General features: G+C 63.0%; 14 protein-coding genes. 3 read left to right on the top strand and 11 right to left on the bottom strand.

What is annotated here, in order from left to right:
- Window positions 1-10: 10 nt before the first annotated feature.
- The 3 genes from NP552_RS09310 to NP552_RS09300 are packed head-to-tail and all read right to left on the bottom strand — an operon-like array spanning window position 11 to window position 2,741.
- Complete coding sequence (locus NP552_RS09310) at window positions 11-883, bottom strand: rhomboid family intramembrane serine protease (RefSeq protein ID WP_274096666.1); 873 nt, start codon at window positions 881-883, stop codon at window positions 11-13.
- Window positions 880-1,851, bottom strand: a complete 972-nt coding sequence (locus tag NP552_RS09305; protein ID WP_274096665.1) for a metallophosphoesterase — start codon at window positions 1,849-1,851, stop codon at window positions 880-882. Before NP552_RS09305 ends, NP552_RS09310 begins: the two co-directional genes overlap by 4 nt.
- On the bottom strand, window positions 1,851-2,741 hold the full coding sequence (locus tag NP552_RS09300; RefSeq protein ID WP_043864641.1) for an NAD(+) kinase: 891 nt from the start codon (window positions 2,739-2,741) through the stop codon (window positions 1,851-1,853). The genes NP552_RS09305 and NP552_RS09300 overlap by 1 nt, the downstream gene beginning before the upstream one ends.
- A 134-nt stretch (window positions 2,742-2,875) precedes the next feature.
- Here NP552_RS09300 and NP552_RS09295 point away from each other — a divergent pair, with 134 nt between their 5' ends.
- The 3 genes from NP552_RS09295 to cybB all read left to right on the top strand — a co-directional run bounded on the left by NP552_RS09295 (window position 2,876) and on the right by cybB (window position 5,484).
- Complete coding sequence (locus tag NP552_RS09295; RefSeq protein WP_274096741.1) at window positions 2,876-3,820, top strand: DUF1853 family protein; 945 nt, start codon at window positions 2,876-2,878, stop codon at window positions 3,818-3,820.
- Between the two features lie 135 nt (window positions 3,821-3,955).
- Window positions 3,956-4,819 carry a hypothetical protein gene (locus NP552_RS09290; protein WP_274096664.1) on the top strand — a complete coding sequence of 288 codons (864 nt, stop codon included), beginning with the start codon at window positions 3,956-3,958 and terminating at the stop codon, window positions 4,817-4,819.
- 113 nt (window positions 4,820-4,932) lie between these two features.
- Window positions 4,933-5,484 (top strand): cytochrome b561, encoded by a 552-nt coding sequence (gene cybB / locus NP552_RS09285; protein ID WP_058541353.1) that lies wholly within the window; start codon window positions 4,933-4,935, stop codon window positions 5,482-5,484.
- Here the strand turns inward: cybB and NP552_RS09280 are convergent, their stop codons facing one another.
- The 8 genes from NP552_RS09280 to NP552_RS09245 all read right to left on the bottom strand — a co-directional run.
- The gene (locus NP552_RS09280) at window positions 5,485-6,381 is read right to left on the bottom strand and encodes a 1-aminocyclopropane-1-carboxylate deaminase/D-cysteine desulfhydrase (protein WP_054916685.1); all 897 of its coding nucleotides are present in this window, start codon (window positions 6,379-6,381) and stop codon (window positions 5,485-5,487) included.
- A 57-nt stretch (window positions 6,382-6,438) separates the two neighbouring features.
- Window positions 6,439-8,475, bottom strand: coding sequence for an NADPH-dependent 2,4-dienoyl-CoA reductase (locus NP552_RS09275; protein ID WP_054916686.1), 2,037 nt, complete (start codon window positions 8,473-8,475; stop codon window positions 6,439-6,441).
- A 165-nt stretch (window positions 8,476-8,640) separates the two neighbouring features.
- Window positions 8,641-9,141 (bottom strand): DUF2199 domain-containing protein, encoded by a 501-nt coding sequence (locus tag NP552_RS09270; RefSeq protein ID WP_043864646.1) that lies wholly within the window; start codon window positions 9,139-9,141, stop codon window positions 8,641-8,643.
- Window positions 9,142-9,205: 64 nt separating this feature from the next.
- On the bottom strand, window positions 9,206-9,979 hold the full coding sequence (locus NP552_RS09265) for an alpha/beta fold hydrolase (RefSeq protein ID WP_274096663.1): 774 nt from the start codon (window positions 9,977-9,979) through the stop codon (window positions 9,206-9,208).
- A 111-nt stretch (window positions 9,980-10,090) separates the two neighbouring features.
- Window positions 10,091-10,381, bottom strand: coding sequence for a hypothetical protein (locus NP552_RS09260; protein ID WP_274096662.1), 291 nt, complete (start codon window positions 10,379-10,381; stop codon window positions 10,091-10,093).
- A gap of 1,313 nt (window positions 10,382-11,694) precedes the next feature.
- Window positions 11,695-11,994, bottom strand: a complete 300-nt coding sequence (locus NP552_RS09255; RefSeq protein ID WP_146095030.1) for a hypothetical protein — start codon at window positions 11,992-11,994, stop codon at window positions 11,695-11,697.
- Window positions 11,995-12,001: 7 nt separating this feature from the next.
- Window positions 12,002-16,765, bottom strand: coding sequence for an RHS repeat-associated core domain-containing protein (locus NP552_RS09250; RefSeq protein WP_274096661.1), 4,764 nt, complete (start codon window positions 16,763-16,765; stop codon window positions 12,002-12,004).
- Window positions 16,762-17,656, bottom strand: an 895-nt coding sequence (locus tag NP552_RS09245) for a DUF2345 domain-containing protein (RefSeq protein ID WP_274096660.1), incomplete at its 5' end; no start/stop codon positions are given. The genes NP552_RS09250 and NP552_RS09245, both read right to left, overlap by 4 nt.

Below are 17,656 nucleotides of genomic sequence, written 5' to 3'. Positions count from 1 at the left end.
TCTCCAAAAATCAAGCTGACAGTTTACGCCGGGCCAGTGCCCCGCCCAAGAGCCCGCTGAGGCAGCCGACCAACAGCCCACCCACGTGGGCGGCGTTGGCGATGGCGCCGAAGCCGAGCAGGGTGATCAACCCGGACAGGCACAGCAGCAGCCATACCAGCATCATCACCAGCACGCCACGCGGCATGCGATACACCGGGTTCGGCGCCAGCCACTGGTACAGCCAGATGTGCCCGAGCAGGCCGTACAGCACCCCGGACAAGCCGCCGAACAGGCTGGGCCCGCCGAACACGAACTGCGCCACGTTCGACACCAGGCTGAACAGCAGGGTCAGCGACAGCAAGGCCAGGGTGCCCTGACGCAGCTCGATGCGCCGCCCCAGCTCCCAGTACCACAGGCCGTTCATGGCCAGGTGCAGGATGCCGAAGTGCACCAGCATCGGGCTGAACAAGCGCCACCACTGGCCTGCATCGAGGCTGGTCAGCAACGGGGTGAAATACAGGTAGTCGCCCTGTACGCGAAAATCCAGGAAGGTCAGCCAGCTCAAGGTGGCGAAGTTGTCGCCCAGGCCGGTCAGTGCCGCCACCACCACGCACAGCAGCAACACCGCTGCAGTGGCCTTGCTGGCCTTCGCCTGCGCGGCCAGGCTCGGGCGCGGTGGGGCCGGGGGCTGCGCCAGGGGCGGCAGTTGCACATCGGCATTGCCCTCCGGATAGCGCTGGTACAGCTGGCGAACATCTTCCACCAGGTAGTCGGCGGTCCACAGTACCTGCTCCTCGCCCTCCTCCGAGACCCGGTGCGGCACCTGCAGGCGCTTGAGCAGCTCGACAAAGCCGTTGAGGTCGACGCTCAGGGGCAGGCGCATCACCATTGCCGCACTCATTGACTGGCCTCCGGCCGTTCGACATCCACCCATACGAACTTGTGCGGGTCGATGCGGATTTCATCATCCAGCCGATAGGCCACCAGCTTCCCGTAGAGCACCGCACTGTAGTCCAGGCACGCCAGGTTGGCGCGGATGGGTGCGGGCCGGCCGCTGCGCCAGTAATGGCCGACGAACAGCAGCGGCTCGTCGTCACCGTAGCGCAGCAGCGCGTTCTTCTGGCTGCGACTGAGCGGCGCATTGGCCACTTCGGCCGGCAGCGCATCGGGCTGGAACACGATATCGCCGTAGGTCTGCGGGTCTTCCTCCCAGAACTTGGTGCGAAAGAATGCGCGGGTCAGGCCGTCGCCGCCGGTCAGGGTGAGGCCGTCGGGCAGGCGCATGTCGGTGCCGCGCAGCAGCCGGTTGCACACGGTGTGGGCAAAGCTGCCGGCCACGGCCGAGGCCTGCACGAAATGCTCGTCGATGCGCCCGTCCGGATGCTGCTGGCGCAGCGGCTCGATCAGGCGCGCGTCCCAGCAGGCATGTACCACGCGAAAGCGTCCGGCATCGATGAACAGCGGCAGCTCGTAGAACCAGCCGAGGAAGTCGTGCCAGTCGTGGGGGTGGTCGGCGAACTGGGTCAGTGTCTCTTCGATCAGCCGCGCATGGCGCGGGTTGTGCTCGCGCACGAACTGCTTGCCGCTGCCCGGCAGCGCCGGCGTGGTCCAGCCCAGTGCGCTGAATTCGTGGTTGCCCATGATGCAGTGGGCCTGACCGGCTTCGACCATGTCGTGCACGATGTGCAGGGCCTCGCGAATGCGCGGGCCGCGGTCGATGATGTCGCCAAGGAAGATCGCCTGACGCTGCGCATGTCGCCACACCCCGCTCTGACGCTTGTACCCCATGGCGTCGAGCAGACGCTCCAGGGTGTGGGCACAGCCGTGGACATCGCCGATCAGGTCGTAACTGCGCGCGGGATCGAGCATCAGTCGCCTCCACCACCCAGACGGCTGCCCCAGCCGAGCTTGGTCCGGCAGACCTCGTAGTAGTTGTGGTCCAGCGGGTGGATCAGGCGCAGCTTCTGCGGCTTCTTGTTCACCGTGATGGTGTCGCCGGGGGCACAGGTGAAATGGTTCTGGCCATCGCACGAGACTTGCGGGTACAGCTGCAGGTCACGCGATACCACGATCTTCAGCTCGCTGTTGCCATCGACCACGATCGGGCGTCCCGACAGCGTGTGCGGGTACATGGGCACGATCACGATGGCGTCGAGCTTGGGGTGCATGATCGGTCCGCCGGCCGACAGCGCGTAGGCGGTCGAGCCGGTCGGTGTGGCGACGATCAGGCCGTCGGCCTTCTGGCTGCACACGAACTGGCCGTCGATGTAGATCTCGAACTCGATCATGCGGTTGGACTTGCCAGGGTGCAGCACCACGTCATTGAGCGCGTCGCCCTGGCCGATGGCCTCGCCGTGGCGGCGGACTTCGGCCTGCAGCAGGAAGCGGTTTTCCACCAGGTAGTGGCCGTCGAGCACTTCGGCCACCTTGACCTCGAGCTCGTCGGGGCGAATGTCGGTGAGAAACCCCAGGCTGCCGCGGTTGATGCCCAGTACCGGGATGTTGTGGCGCGCCAGTGCGCGGGCGGCGCCCAGCAGGCTGCCGTCGCCGCCGACCACGATGACCATGTCGCACACCTCGCCCAGCAGCTTGCGCGAGGAGGTCTGCAGGCCGTGGCCGGGCAGCACGTCGGCGATGGTGTCCTCGAGGATCACGTGCAGGTGCCGCTCGAGCAGGAATTTTTTCAGTCGGCGAATGGTATCGAGCACCTGCGAACTGCCAAGGCGGCCGATGATACCGATATTGCGAAATTGCTCCATGGGGCTCCTGCGGGGCACTGCGGCGTTGAATGGGCCGGTTGGCCAAAGCGTTGATTATGGGCGAAAGCGCCGGGCAGCGGCAAACGCCGCAGTTTTTTGCACAAGGCGCCGGGGCGGGCGGCTATGCTCGCAGGATGATGCCCTTTACCGACCTTTGCGACCTGCCCAACCGCCTGCGCCAGCCCCCGGTGCGGGACCTGGCGTGGGTAATCCTTGCGCCCCCCATGCTCGCAGTGACGCCCTGGCCGCAACGCCACCCGTTGGCCGGCAGCGACTGGGTGGCCGCACCGGCGCTGCTGCGCGACTGGCTGCTGGCGCTGGACCACGACAGCCGTGACCTGCAGACCTGGCTGGCACAGGCCGCCAGCCGGCGCCTGGGGTTGTATTACGAGCGGCTGTGGCAGTTCGCGTTGCGCCATGCTCCGGGGGTGGAGCTGCTGGCGGCCAACCTGCCGATCCGCGACGGCGGGCACACCCTGGGCGAGCTGGACATCCTGCTGCGTGACCGCGACGGGGTGCATCACCTGGAGCTGGCCATCAAGCTGTACCTGGGCCCGCAGCACGGTGACGGGCGTAACCCGGCGCAGTGGCTTGGGCCAGGCTGCCATGACCGGCTGGACCGCAAGCTGGCGCACCTGAACGACCATCAACTGCCGATTTCGGCGCGGCCCGAGGGGCGCGAGGCGCTGGCGGCGCTGCACATAGACAGCTTCACGGCTCAGCTTTGGCTGGGCGGGTATCTGCTGTATCCATGGCCGGGGACGGCGCAGCCTCCGGCGGGTGCGCACCCGCAGCACTTGCGCGGGCGCTGGCTGCATCAGCGCGACTGGGCCCGGTTTGCGGCGCAGGCCGACCCCGGGCGCTGGCAGCCGTTGCCGCGCCAGGCATGGCTGGCGCCGGCGCGGTACACGCAGGAACAGGCCTGGGGCACGGAACAGTTCCAGGCCTGGCTGCAAGCGCTGGACCCGATGGCCCCCGCGCAGTTGCTGGTGCGGCTGGTGCCAGGGGATAGCGGGGATTGGGTAGAGGCCCAACGCTTGTTTCTGGTGGCCGATGCCTGGCCGAACCTGGCGGGTTAGCATGCACTGGCTGGGCCGGCCCCCACATGAACGTACGCCCCCGTGGGAGCCGGCCTTGCCGGCGAAGGGGCCAGCGCTGACAACATTCTGCTAACCTCGCCCCCCTCACCCAGCACCCGCACAAGGAACCCACCCGTGCCCGGCAATCTTCTCGCCCTGGCGCTCGCCGTCACCCTGGCCTGGCCCGCAAGTGCCAGCGCAGCGCCTGCCCCAGGTCTGGACCAGGACAACGACCTCGCCCTGCTGAGCGACAGCTTCTGGCGCCAGGCGACGCCCACCGACCTGGACACGTGGCTGGCCCCGCGCAGCCAACCCGGTGAGTATCCACCCGGTGTGGTCACCCGCAATACCACGGCCTTTCACCTCGCACTCGAAAACAACGCCTCGCTGGCCATGCTGCAACACCTGCGTGCCGCGCTACCGGCCATGGTCGGGCTCGGCGACTACCCCGAATCGCTGCTGTCCACGGCCATCAAGCACAACCACCCCACTGCCACCATCGAATGGCTGCTGGCCCAGGGCGCGCCGGTGGAAGCCGGCGACTACCACAACCCACGCCCGCTGCTGCTGGCCATCGCCCAGGGCGCCGATGCCTCGCTGATCGACGCCCTGGTCAAGGCCGGCGCCGACACCTCCTACTTCACGCGCAGCGACAGCAACATGGACGCCTTCGACGCCGCAGTGCTGACCGAGCACAGCGCCACGCGCCGGGCCGTCGCCCGCCATCTGCCACTGCCCGAGGCCGGCAGCGAAACCATGGAAGCGATCCTGGTCGAGCTTTCGCGCCAGGGTCGCGACGGGCCCCACGCCCCGCACGTGAGCTACGACATCCTCAGCGTGCTGCTCGAGCGCGGCATGAGCAGCACCGGCACCTACTGCGACCCGCACAAACCCTACTGCCTGGCCGACGACAGGAGCGACCTGATGGACCTGGCCATCCGTATCGAGGACCCGCAACTGGTCGACTACCTGCTCGGCAAGGGTCTGAAGGCCCGCTAGCACACTTTTTTGCCCCAGCGCAGGTGCAGGGCACGCGCAAGCGATTAGAGTTATCCGCACAGCGCCATCAAGAGCGCGGCCATTGACCTGATTGACCGATATGAGGAACCACCATGACCCTGACCAATACGCAGGCACGCTACGGCAGCCTGTCGATCGCCCTGCACTGGCTGATGCTGATTCTGCTGGCGGTGGTATACGCCTGCATCGAACTGCGCGGCATCTTCCCCAAGGACAGCGCCGAGCGCGACCTGATGAAAAGCCTGCACTTCATGCTCGGCCTGAGCGTGTTCGTGCTGGTATGGCTGCGCCTGATCCTGAAGGTCACCCACCCCACCCCGCGCATCGAACCCAAGCCGCCGGCCTGGCAGACGGGTCTTGCGCACCTGATGCACTGGGCGCTGTACGCCCTGATGATCGGCCTGCCGCTGGCCGGCTGGGTGATCCTCAGCGCGGCTGGCAAGCCGATCCCGTTCTTCGGCCTGGAGTTGCCCGCCCTGGTAGCACCGGACACCGACCTGGCCAAGTTCGTCAAGGGCTGGCACGAGTGGTTCGGCGCACTGGGCTACTGGCTGATCGGCCTGCACGCACTGGCCGGCCTCTACCATCACTACGTGGTCCGCGATAACACCCTGCTGCGCATGCTGCCGCAAAAAGGTGACTGACTAGGCGAACCCGCGGCGGCCCTGCAAGCCGCCGGTGTGAACGAAGATCAGCCGCGTGCCGGCCACGAACGCGCCAGCCAGCACACGCTCCTGCAGGGCCAACAACGCCTTGCCGGTGTACAGCGGTTCCAGTGGCAGGCCCGATTCGGCCTCGCTGGCCTGGATGAATGCCAGCAAGGCCGGGTCGACCTTGGCAAAGCCGCCCCGGCTGGCGTCGTGCAGGCGGTAAGTGCCCGGCGCCAGCACCTCGACCTCACCTTCCACCCCATGCCCCGGCGGCACGGCCAGCGCGCCGTGCACCGGGTGGGCGCCCGCTTCGGCCTGGGCCAGCCCCACCAGCGTGGTACCGCTGCCCACCGCCAGCCACCAGGCGTCGTAATCGGCCCAGCCCACGGCCGCCAGCTGCGCCCGCGCCTGGGTCACGATCTGTGCGCAGCCTTCGGTGCCCAGTGGTCCCGCGCCGCCTTCGGGCACGCAATGCCATGCCGGGTAGAGGGCTTGCCAGGGCTGCCAGAAATCCGCCTGATGCCGCGCCCTGTAACCGGCGTACCCCAGCCAGTGCAGATGCATGCCCAGTGCTTGCAGGTCGTGCACGGTGGGGTTGCTGTGCGGGTGCCCACGCAACAGCCCGGCCGTGGCAAAGCCGAAGCGCTTGCCGGCCGCCGCCAGGGCATGCAGGTGGTTGGAATAGGCGCCGCCCAGGCTGATCACCCCCGGGGCACCACGGGCATGGGCAAGGCGCAGGTGCCCCTGCAGCTTGAACCATTTGTTGCCGCTGATCAGCGGGTCGATGAGGTCCAGACGCAGCACTGCCACCTCGACCCCGGCGCGCGCCAGCCAGCCTAGGGCCAGCGGTTGCAGGGGTGCCAGTGGCAGGTCATCGAAAGCGGCAGACATCGAACAGGCTCGGCAGAACGGGAGCGCGCAGTCTACCAGCGCACCCGCGCCACCGCTTTACAGCTCGGCCGCCAGGCGTGAACCCTGGTTGATCGCGCGCTTGGCGTCCAGCTCGGCGGCGACGTCCGCGCCGCCGATCAGGTGCACCGACTGCCCGGCGGCCAGTAGGCCATCCTGCAGCTCGCGCAGCGGGTCCTGGCCGGCGCAGATCACCACGTTGTCCACCGCCAGTACCTGCGGCTCGCCTTCGGCGATACGGATATGCAGGCCGGCGTCGTCGATCTTCAGGTAGTCGACGCTGTTGAGCATCTGCACCCGCTTGTTCTTCAGGCCTGTGCGGTGGATCCAGCCGGTGGTCTTGCCCAGCCCGTCGCCAACCTTGGTCTTCTTGCGCTGCAACAGGTACACCTGGCGCGCCGGAGCATGGGGCTCGGCCTGGATGCCCGCCACGCCGCCGCGCGCTTCGAGCCGGGTGTCGATGCCCCACTCCCTCCAGAACGCCTCGCGGTCCTGGCTGGTGGCAACGCCCTGGTGCACCAGGAACTCCGACACATCGAAGCCGATGCCGCCGGCACCGATCACCGCGACCTTCTGCCCCACCGGCTTGCGCGCCAGCAGCACGTCCAGGTAGCTCAGCACCTTGGCGTGATCGATACCGTCGATGGCCGGCAGGCGAGGCGCGATGCCGGTCGCAAGGATGATCTCGTCGTAGCCGCCCTCCACCAGTTGCTCGACATTGACGCGGGTGTTCAGACACAGCTCCACGCCGGTGGTCTGCAGCTTGCGCTTGAAGTAGCGCAGGGTCTCGAAGAACTCCTCCTTGCCCGGCACGCGCTTGGCCACGTTGAACTGCCCGCCGATCTCGCTGGCCGAGTCGAACAGGGTCACCTGGTGGCCACGCTCGGCGGCCACGGTAGCGGCGGCCAGGCCGGCCGGGCCGGCGCCGACCACGGCAATGCGCTTGGGCTGGGCCACCGGCAGGTAGTTGAGTTCGGTTTCATGACAGGCCCGCGGGTTGACCAGGCAACTGGTCAGCTTGCCGCCGAAGGTGTGGTCCAGGCAGGCCTGGTTGCAGCCGATGCAGGTGTTGATCTCGTCGCCGCGCCCGGCGGCGGCCTTGTTGACGAAGTCCGGGTCGGCCAGGAATGGGCGTGCCATCGACACCATGTCGGCGTCGCCTTCGGCAAGGATCTGCTCGGCGACTTCCGGGGTGTTGATGCGGTTGGTGGTGATCAGCGGGATCTGCACCGCGCCGCGCAACTTGGCGGTGACCTTGCTGAACGCGGCACGCGGCACCTTGGTGGCGATGGTCGGGATACGCGCCTCGTGCCAACCGATGCCGGTGTTGATCAGCGTGGCGCCGGCCTGCTCGATGGCCTGGGCCAGCTGCACGATCTCCTGCCAGTTGCTGCCGCCTTCCACCAGGTCGAGCATCGACAGGCGGAAGATGATGATGAAGTTCGGGCCGACCGCTTCGCGCACCCGGCGCACGATCTCCACGGCCAGGCGCATACGGTTCTCGTAGCTGCCCCCCCAGCGGTCGGTGCGATGGTTGGTGTGGGCGGCCAGGAACTGGTTGATGAAGTAGCCTTCGGATCCCATGATCTCGACGCCGTCGTACTCGGCGCTCTGGGCCAGCGTGGCGCAGGTGACGAAGTCCTGGATCTGCTTCTCGATGCCCTCTTCGTCCAGCTCGCGGGGCTTGAACGGGTTGATCGGCGCCTGGATCGCGCTGGGGGCCACCTGCTTGGGGCTGTAGGCGTAGCGCCCGGCGTGGAGGATCTGCATGCAGATCTTGCCGCCAGCCTCGTGCACCGCCTGGGTAACGATACGGTGCTTCTGCGCTTCTTCGGCCGTTGTCAGCTTGGCCGCGCCGGAGTATACCCCGCCCTCTTCGTTGGGCCCGATGCCGCCGGTGACCATCAGGCCGACGCCACCACGGGCGCGCTCGGCAAAGTATGCCGCCATGCGCTCGAAACCGCCGGGCTTCTCTTCCAGGCCGGTGTGCATCGAGCCCATCAGGGTGCGGTTGCGCAGGGTGGTGAAGCCCAGGTCCAGCGGGGCAAGCAGGTGCGGGTATTGAGCGGCGGTCATGGTGAACTCCACAGCGAACTGATCACGGAATGCGGGCGCCTCGCTGCGTGCAGCGGGGCCCGTCGGTTATCTGTGAGGGACAGTAATGCGCCTGGAAGTGAGGCTCAATGACCGAAAGTTACAAGTTAATGACCGTAACTGACAGTGCGTGAGGCGCTGGCCTGTTCACGGATGCAGGCAGCGTTCGGCCAGTTGCCGAGCCTGATCGTGGGTGATGCCGGTGTTTTGCTGCAGGGCGAGCGGGTGATCGCCCGCGTCCACGAACACCAGCGGGCGGTCGCCCAGGGCCTGGGTCTGCAGCGTAGCCTTGAGGTTGAGGGTCGAAACCTCATAGGGGAACTCGCTTTGCACACGTGCCGCATACGGTGGTTCGCGCTCGCGACCTGGGGTTTCCCACAGTTCGCTGGTGCGGTAGAAATCCGCCTCGCTGACCGTCACCCAGGTCAGCCACACGAACGGCTCGGGTGAGCCGATGATCGGGATTTCCAGGCGCCCGAGCACGAAGTGGTGGGTGTCATCGATGATGCACTGATCGCTGGACAGTGGCGCACGCTGCTCGCGCTCTGCCTCCGGCAGGTCATACCAGGCGGCAGGGGCTGGCGCGCCGAAGGTGGTGGGCAGATCGTCGTGATACTCGCCACAGGTGGCGCAATGGAAGCCTTGCATGGTGGGTGCTCCTTGACACTTAAGGCCGGATCAAGCCGCGCGGCGCGCAAACGGCAGCGTCATGTTACAGGCCCAACAGTGCCTTGAGCGCAGGCATTACCCACTGGGGGTGATCCTCGTGCGGCGAATGCCCGGTAAACGGGATGTTCAGCAATTGCGCATTCGCCACCCGATCGGCCAGCTCGCAGGCGTTGGCCCGCGTTACCAGGCGGTCTTGATCGCCATGAATCACCAGCAAATCGGCGGTGATGCCGCACACCGTTTCATTCGGGTAGCCCTGCTCGCCTGAATCCAGCCACAGCTCGCGCAACGCCACGGCCAGGCGGTCGAAATCGGGTTCGGGGTTCAACTGCAGGTAGCGCTCGTAGCTGTGCGGGAACAGCTCACGCCAGCGCGCGCCGGTCACGCGGCTGTACATGCCGCGCACGGGATCATCCGCTTTCAGTTGCCAGTGGGCACCGATCGTCACCAGTTTGTCGATGCCAGCACTCCCGGCAGCCGCGATGCGCAGCGCTGCAATGCCGCCATCGCTGTGGCCGACGAGGCTGAAGCGCTCAAGCCCCAACTGCCGGGCAACCGCCTCCACATCCAGTTGCAAACGCTGGTAGGTCAGCGGCAGGTGCCCCAGGGTCGATTTGCCCTGGCCGCGGCTGTCGATGCCGATCAGGCGATAACGTTCGGCCAGGGCTGGCGTGATGGCATTGAAGGTTTCGATGTCGCCAAAGCCACCGTGCAGAAAAACCAGTACCGGGCCCTGTGGGTTGCCTTGCTGTTCACAATAGAGGCGTGCCCCGGCAACTTCGACGTACTGGCCGTCCTGGTGAGTGAATGTCGTCATTTGAGGGTCCCTTGTTTGTGTCGCGGTGGCGGTTGTCGGCGGCAGTTTAATGCGTTGCGCCTTCGACGCGGTACCCCCGATGCCCTCATTGCCATGTATGAAGTCCTTTGCTTAACGCATCGTCCTGTCATTGATCGGAAAAACACAACCCTTACTCTGCCCCCAAAGGGTCAGTACGAAAATAGCGACAATCATGAGTGCCCCGCCATAGGTTGCAGTCAACATGATGAATGACAGCTTTTTATGCTCAAACTTGAAAACCATCGCCCACATTTCAAGCATGCCAGAAAAAGTATTCATGTTGATGCCTTTTTTCTTGCAGCATTGGTTTGCGTAAATCACCGCAACCGCCATGAGCAGACCACAAAAAACAAACAAAAAAATGCGAAAAAACTGGATCATGCTACACATTTATAATGGCACACCCTAAACAATATATAAACTTTCAGTACGCCCAAGCTCGCCCACCAAGATAGAACATTGACCATAAAGCGAACTGCGTTACATCACCGCATGGCACTGCTGAAATATGGCCCACCCACCAAACCAGCCATCAACTACAAAGCACAGACTTAAAGCACAGTTCTTCGGCGCCAAACACGCACCAGCAAAAGCACTTGCCGAGCCAAACTTCAGCTCTTGTTTCCACTTCCACTCACCCTAAGTGAACCACTACATCAAGCGCGCACCCCTGAGATCGCGCGTAAAACACCAGAGAAGCTAGCCCGACTCCTGCGGCTGCTCCGCCGTAAACAGTTGTAAGGACCACACACGAAAGCATCTTATTTTTAAATGAAAAAGCATGCCTATAAATCTCAAAAAGCCCTGCTAGGGTATTCATATTTATGCCATTACGCTTGCAGTAAGAATTCGCATAAAAAACCGTTAAAAAAACCACCCCAAACAAAAACCAGAAAATTGTTTCTATCAATAAAGCCATCCAAAAACACACAATACACCCTCAATCCTTCAGTGGAATTATTACAGTGAGGAATAGAGGTGCGCCCCAGCAACTTCGACGTACTGGCCGTCCTGATAAGTGAATGTCGTCATCTAAGGGTCACTTGTTAATGTAGCAGTGGCGGTTGTCGGCGGCAGTTTAATGCGTTGCGCCTTCGACGCGGTACCTTCGCCTAAACCTGATCAGGATCATGCGCCCTCGGCAACTACCTAAGCCCCTACCTACACTCCGCCTTTCATCAACTTGATTGCTTACCGCATTGATCTATAATTAAGTTTAAAGTCGCACCCATGGCTCTGCCCCCATACTGTCAACGCAAGAGTAACGATACCTATAGCTGCCCCCCCATAGGCCGCAGTCAGCAGGAGGATGGACAGCTTCCTGCTCTCAAACTTAAAAACCTTGCCCCACACCTCTAACATACCTGAGAACGTACTCATGTTGATGCCATTTTTTTTACTGTACGCGCTTGCATACAACACAGCAGAAACCAACAAAACCCAACAAATAACAAACAAAAAAATCCGAACGAACTGTATTACGCCGCACATAACCTACTACCTAAAAAACGTAACACCTGGGCCGGCAGGAGCTTTAACTTCAGGGCCACCCCTATAAACATAAAGCTCGGACTGGTTGAGGGTTGCCTAAAACAACCCTGAATCAACGCCATTCCTACTCCCACACCTACGTTGACTCCTTTGCATCAGGATCAGAAAACTCCAAACCACATGATGGCTTCCGGTCCATATGCTTAACGCATTGATCTGTCATTGATTGGAAAAATGCACCCCTGGCTCTGCCCCCACAAAGTTAACACGAGAATAATGACTGCTACGCACAGCCCCCCAAAGGCGGCTGTCAGCATCAATATCGACAGTTTTTTGTTTTCAAACCTAAAGACCATGCCCCACATTTCAAAAAGGCCTGAAAAGGTATTCATATTGATACCTTTTTTCTTGCAACAATGATTGGCATAAATGACGGATGCCGCCACAAACACCCCACCGAGGACAAATAAAAAAATACGGAAGAACTGCAATACATCACACATAAACCACCTAGAACAATGGAATTGAAACAGCGGGGCTGGCAGGCGTCTTGATCTCAGGCCCCACTCCTGCCCCGAAACCTACATACAGTTCTGGCCACGTCGAGGTCTGCGTGACATCAATCTGGATGATACCTAGCGCTACCCCAACTCCCGCCGCCGCCGGCAACGACTTCGAGTCAGGATCAGAGAATTTGAAACCGCAACTAGCAGTCGCACGAGCACCTACACTCATAACGGGTATAGCCACCTGCCCCGCCGCACCGGTTTTTTCGTTTGCACTCATACCGAACGAGACGCCCGTGCCTACCGCAGCAGTAGCAGAAGCCCTACACTCCCCAGTCATAATAGGTTTGGCCCGCGGCGGCGCCATCGCCCGGGAAACCTCATCCGGTGTCGCACCATTCTGCAACATCCAACTTCCCAGTGAAGCGCGCTCCGCGACGCCGGGCATGTTCAGGTCGAACAGCCCCAACGGGTCAGCCCGCATAACAGGCTTGTTGCTCACATAGCTGTACACGTTCAACCCACCCAGCATCCCGATCGGGTCTCTCGACACATAGCGCGCCATGCGGGGTTCGTAGTAACGGAATCGGTTGTAATGCAGCCCCGTTTCAGGGTCGTGGTATTGCCCCTGAAAACGAATCGGATTGCCCACGCCATGCTGCGCGGCCCACGACGAGCGCTCTTCACGAACCTCACCCCACACCTTGTACTGCCCCGTCCAGGCAACATTGCCGTTGTGGTCGGTGATCTCCATTGGCGTGCCCAGGTGGTCGCAGTGGTACCAGGCAATGACGTCGAACGCTGGCGCAGTGGGCAGTGCCTGCCAGAGCGGGTCCTGGTCGATGTCGTATTGACGGCCCTGCCAGTCGGGTTGCCTGAGCAGGCGTATCGAGCGCTTGTGCAACGCTTGAGCCACCGGCACGAAGCGACCCGGTTCGTAGAGGTAGTGAACGGTACGGCCTGTGTCGCCCTCGTCGAGGGGCAATGCGCTTTCCCAGGCCAGGGTTTCGCCGTCCCATCCGTACAGCGTGGAACCGCAGTGCAGCTCGCGCTGACGCTTGCTGCGCTGCATTGCATTCCAGCCGGTGCCGGCCTCGGGCTTGTCCTTGTAATGGGCGACGGCATGCTTGTGCAACCGCCGACTAAGGGCGTCATAGCTGTATTCCACACTGAGCCTGTCGTCGCTGTAGCGCACCAGGCGATTGAACAAGTCCCAGCTGAAGTGGGCAGGCACACCGTTGTGCAAGCGTTGCACAAGGTTACCGCGCTCGTCATACGTGTAGTGGTTGCCCGCGTATTCGCGCAGCACGTTGTCCATCACCTTGTGGGAGCTGGCATCGTTATCCAGCGGGCGATGCAGTTGCCGCGCCTTGTCCGTCAGGTTGCCGGCCGGGTCGAAGGCAAAGGTTTCTTCACCCAGGCGGCTGTTGGCCTGCAGCAGGCGGCCTAGCGGATCGTACTGGTAGGCCAGGTGACCACGACGGGTATCGAGGATGTCTGTCAGTTGACCGGTCGGGTCGTATTGATACTCGCGCTTGCACAGAATGGATTGGCCGTCATGACTGGTGAGCAACTGTTCTTGCGGACGCCCTAGCGCGTCCCATACCTGCGTTTGCGTCAGTTTGTTGCCCTGATGGCGGGCGACTTCGCGATGCAGATCGTCGCGCTCGTAAGCCAGTATTTCGTGCTGGTCAAGTCGCATGCCCAAGAGATGGCCGCTGCCGTAAGTCAGCCAGCTGACCTTGTGGCCATCCGGGCGCGTGGTGGCGATTCGCTGGTTGAGTGCGTCGTACTCGTGCAGCCACACCGCTACCATCGGCGTACCCGTTGCCAGGTAATGCTGGTGCTCACGGGTCAGGTTGCCCGCGTCGTCATAGAACCATTGCAGTGTGCTGGAGTCGTTGATCGCCTGCAGCACCTTGCCATTGCCGTCGTAGGCAAAGCGCTCTGTTTGGCGCTGATCGCCAAGGTGCGCTGTGCGCTCGATCAACCGGCCCATGCGGTCGTGGTGCAAATCGATGCGGCGCTGCCCCACCTGGCTGCTCGCCAGGCGCCCAGTGCAGGGGTCGTACCGATAACGGACGGTCACACCATCGAAGCCGGTTTCTGCCACTCGACGTCCCATGGGATCGTACTGGTAAAACGCGCACTGCTCGTTCTGGTTCTCCAGGCTGAGCAACCGCCCCAGCCTGTCCCACTGGTAGCGCAACGTGTGCTCCTTCGCATCCACCCGTTCAGCCAACAGACCGGCAGCCGTATAGGACCAGGTAGTACAGCGATCCAGCGCATCCAGGTGCGCGAGCAAGCGTCCTTCGGCATCACGCTCGAAGCGCTCTTCGGTTTTGTCTGGATGAATCACCTTGGCCAACTGCCCCGCCTTGTATTCGTACTGCGTCTTGTCGCCCGCCGCATTCGCGGTTTCCACCAGTTGCCCGAATTCGTTGTAGTGCCACTGGCTGGTCTTGCCCGAACAGTCGGTGTATTCGAGCATCTGCCCGGCCTCGTTGTACCCGAGTTTTTTCTCGTTGCCGTGAGCATCCTTGATTGCCTTGACCTGGCCTGTGGCGGTGTAGGCAAACTCGGTCTTGTTGCCCAGCGGGTCGACCGTCTCTACCAGGTTGCCGCGCTCGTCGTAGTCCCGTCGCCACAGCCCACCTTCAGCATCCCGAACCTTGATCAGCTGATCATCGTCGCTGTACGCGTAATGCACCACGCTATGGTCGGCACGAATGTGTTGCAGCCGGTTGCTTCGCTCGTCGTAGGCAAAACGATCCTGGCTGCCGTCGGCATGAAGGTGGCGAATCAGGTTCTTGCGCTGGTCGCGAAACAGCCACTCCGAGCGCCCATCCGGGTACTCGATACGATAGGTGTAGCCCTGCGCATCGTAATAGTGACGGGTCTGCTGGCCATACGCGTCAGTCACCGTTGTCAGGCGAATGTGTTCATCCCAGGTGAGACGAGTCTCGAAGCTGCCGTCGTCTGCCCATTCGTGCACGGCCCTGGCGCGAGGGCCGCTGCCGTCCCAGCGCAAGTTGAGACCACGACCGGTACGGTCGGTATAACGCGTGATCAGGTGGTGCTGGTACGCGTACTGCCAGGCAGCGCCATGCTCGTCCTGGGCGCTTACCAGGTCGCCAAGCCGGTCGTGGTGATAAGCGCAGAGCTGGCGCAGCGGCTTGCCATCGACCACCTGCCAGAGCCCCTGGATACGGCCATGCCCGTCAAGCACGGTGCCGAGTTGCAGGTGTACCTTGGCAGGGTCATTCTCCTGGTAGGTGTTGATGTCCGAGAGTACCGGGCGCCCCTGATGACGGTGCTCGTAATGCAGCATGGCTCCTGCACCACTGCGCAGCACGATATGCGTGAGGAGGAAGCGCCCCCCTGCCCGCTCATAGGTTTCCCTGCGCCCCAGCCCGCGCATGAGAATCAGCTGACTGTCGGTGGTGCGTACCAGGGCGTTGTACTCCACCGGGTCATAGTGCGACATACCGATCTTGGGCAGCGGGTAGGCATGGCTGCGGCCATCCACGTCGTGGAACAGCACGCCGTCATCCAGCACATCGATGCACGTGGTGAATTCGGTGATCCAGCGTGCGCCCAGGCTGGCGCTGTCGAGGGCATCGAGGCGCGAATGATAGGTACGCGTCCACACGATCGGAAACGGCCCCGGCAGGCTGAAGTCGGTGTGCTGAAGCGTCTCGCTACCCGAGGCGAAGTTGATGCGGTTGCACGTGCTGGTGGGCGCGCCATTCTTGCACTGGTTGGCCTCCAGGCTCGCCGGGCTCTGCATCTTCTGCGTTTCGACCTTACCGTCGGCAGCCTGGTGCTGGGCCGTGCTGATGGCTGCGGTCTTGACGTTGGCCACCACAACCTGGGGGTTGCGCGTGCGCCATTGCTCTACGCTGCTGGCCAGCTTCATGCGCAGGCCTTCAATGGAGCAAGGGCGGCCGGGATCGGAAAGTTCAAGGATTTCAGCACGCACCTGTGGCGCCAGTTCCCGCAGGCGCGCAATCTGCGCCAGTAGGCCAGCTTTGCCCTCGTCCCCCAGTGCAACGCTCACAGCAGCACTGGTCATGCCTTTGCCGGCCGCCTGGTAGGCATCAAAGGCTGCCCGGAGATAGTTGTCGATGCTCGCCGTCGGGTCGTGGACAAGCCGGCTTCCAGCTGGCGCCGAGACCGGGCTGGCCACACCCACAGCAGTGCCGGCAACCAAAGCACCGAGGCCTGAGGCGATGTCGAGAATGATCTGTTCGCCCAGGATTGCTGCCTGGGCCAACGCCTCCTTGAGATTGCCCTGGGACTGCTCGACGAAGTCATCCAGGCTACCGACGATGTCAGCATTCAAGTGGCCCGCCATCAGCTCCATCAGCGCATCACCCAGCGCCCGCTTGCCCTCCTGGCGCACGATGAACAACATCGGGCGCAAGGCCATGCGTGCTGCGGTCATGCTCGCAGGGGAAGCCACCAGACCGATCAGGTTGAGCCCGAAGCTCGCGCAATCAAAGGGCTCAGGTACGTTGCTGCGCGCCAGCGCGACAACATCACCCAGCGCGTCGACCAAGGCAATGATATTGCCTGCCATGGGCACACTGCCGGCGACACCGCTGATGCGCTCGAGGGTGGCAAAACTGGCACTGACCTCACGTAGCCAGGCATCGAAGACCACGGCGCCACGACCAACGTCTTCTATGTGGATTTCGCGAAGCGGGGTGATGGCTACCTGCGAGGCGCGGGAGTGGTCGTCGCAAGCGTAGGTATGTTCAGTCATGAGATCAGTTCACCTGGCAGCAAATCGGTAACAGTGTTCAGGCTGTGAGCCTTGAGTTCAGCCAGCTTGGGTACTGGCAACCTTGGCAGGCCGGCCAGGCCCGCCGCACTCAGCGCGGCCGAGGCGGCAGGCAGCGTAGAACCGACGGCACTGGAAGCGCTGACCCGCTGTGCCAGCCCACCCATGCCGCCCTGCATTGCGCCCCGCATCTGCTGCATGCCTTGGAGCGCGCTTTGGCCGGTGTTGAGCAAGTCACTGCCGGCCTTTGCTGCATGCATGCCCTTGCCGGCGAGTTGCTTGGCCTCTTCGATCAGGCTGCCGCCAACATCAGGCTTGAGCTTGTCGAGCATCGCACCGAGCATCGACGGCGTGCCCTCTTCGAGGGCCGACAGGCTCGGCCAGGGCAGGCCCTTGGTAAAACTGCCAAGGCTCCAGGTGTTGACCGTATCGAGACCAAACCTGACCCACGCCGGCCCCGGTGCCACACCGGATACGGCATTGAACCCCTGGCCATCGAGGCTGCCCTTGAGCACCGTGCCCAGCGCATCGGTCACTTCGTAATCGCCGGCCTGGATGCCCTTGGCATTGGCGTACAGGTTGAACAGCTCCAGGTTGCCCTTGCCCGGTTTGGGCGGCTCGGGAAAGGTCCCGGCCAGGCTCTTGGGCCCCACATGGGCGAAGTTCGCCGCGTGCGCGGTGTACGGCCCGGTGGTCACGTGGGTGATGCCACTGGCGTTGTAGGTGGTGGCACTGCCGCCGCCCTGCACCACCAGTTCGGTCTTGGCGGTGAGGGTGATGCGGTCGGCATTGGCGTTGATGTCGAGCTTGGCCAACAGGTTGATGCTGTCTTTCAGCGCTTTGATATCGATATCGCCCGACGCCGCCACCAAC

This window comes from Pseudomonas sp. 8209, assembly GCF_028682105.1.
GTDB classification, from domain to species: Bacteria; Pseudomonadota; Gammaproteobacteria; order Pseudomonadales; family Pseudomonadaceae; genus Aquipseudomonas; species Aquipseudomonas palmensis.
Note: the sequence above shows the minus strand (reverse complement) of the source record. Positions and strands in the feature narration are given on the sequence as shown.

Bases quoted from the DNA above. Each gene is read 5' to 3' on its own strand.
- NP552_RS09310 (WP_274096666.1), bottom strand. From the start codon at position 883: ATGAGTGCGGCAATGGTGATGCGCCTGCCCCTGAGCGTCGACCTCAAC.
- NP552_RS09305 (WP_274096665.1), bottom strand. From the start codon at position 1,851: ATGCTCGATCCCGCGCGCAGTTACGACCTGATCGGCGATGTCCACGGC.
- NP552_RS09300 (WP_043864641.1), bottom strand. From the start codon at position 2,741: ATGGAGCAATTTCGCAATATCGGTATCATCGGCCGCCTTGGCAGTTCG.
- NP552_RS09295 (WP_274096741.1), top strand. From the start codon at position 2,876: ATGATGCCCTTTACCGACCTTTGCGACCTGCCCAACCGCCTGCGCCAG.
- cybB (WP_058541353.1), top strand. From the start codon at position 4,933: ATGACCCTGACCAATACGCAGGCACGCTACGGCAGCCTGTCGATCGCC.
- NP552_RS09280 (WP_054916685.1), bottom strand. From the start codon at position 6,381: ATGTCTGCCGCTTTCGATGACCTGCCACTGGCACCCCTGCAACCGCTG.
- NP552_RS09275 (WP_054916686.1), bottom strand. From the start codon at position 8,475: ATGACCGCCGCTCAATACCCGCACCTGCTTGCCCCGCTGGACCTGGGC.
- NP552_RS09270 (WP_043864646.1), bottom strand. From the start codon at position 9,141: ATGCAAGGCTTCCATTGCGCCACCTGTGGCGAGTATCACGACGATCTG.
- NP552_RS09265 (WP_274096663.1), bottom strand. From the start codon at position 9,979: ATGACGACATTCACTCACCAGGACGGCCAGTACGTCGAAGTTGCCGGG.
- NP552_RS09260 (WP_274096662.1), bottom strand. From the start codon at position 10,381: ATGATCCAGTTTTTTCGCATTTTTTTGTTTGTTTTTTGTGGTCTGCTC.
- NP552_RS09255 (WP_146095030.1), bottom strand. From the start codon at position 11,994: ATGTGTGATGTATTGCAGTTCTTCCGTATTTTTTTATTTGTCCTCGGT.
- NP552_RS09250 (WP_274096661.1), bottom strand. From the start codon at position 16,765: ATGACTGAACATACCTACGCTTGCGACGACCACTCCCGCGCCTCGCAG.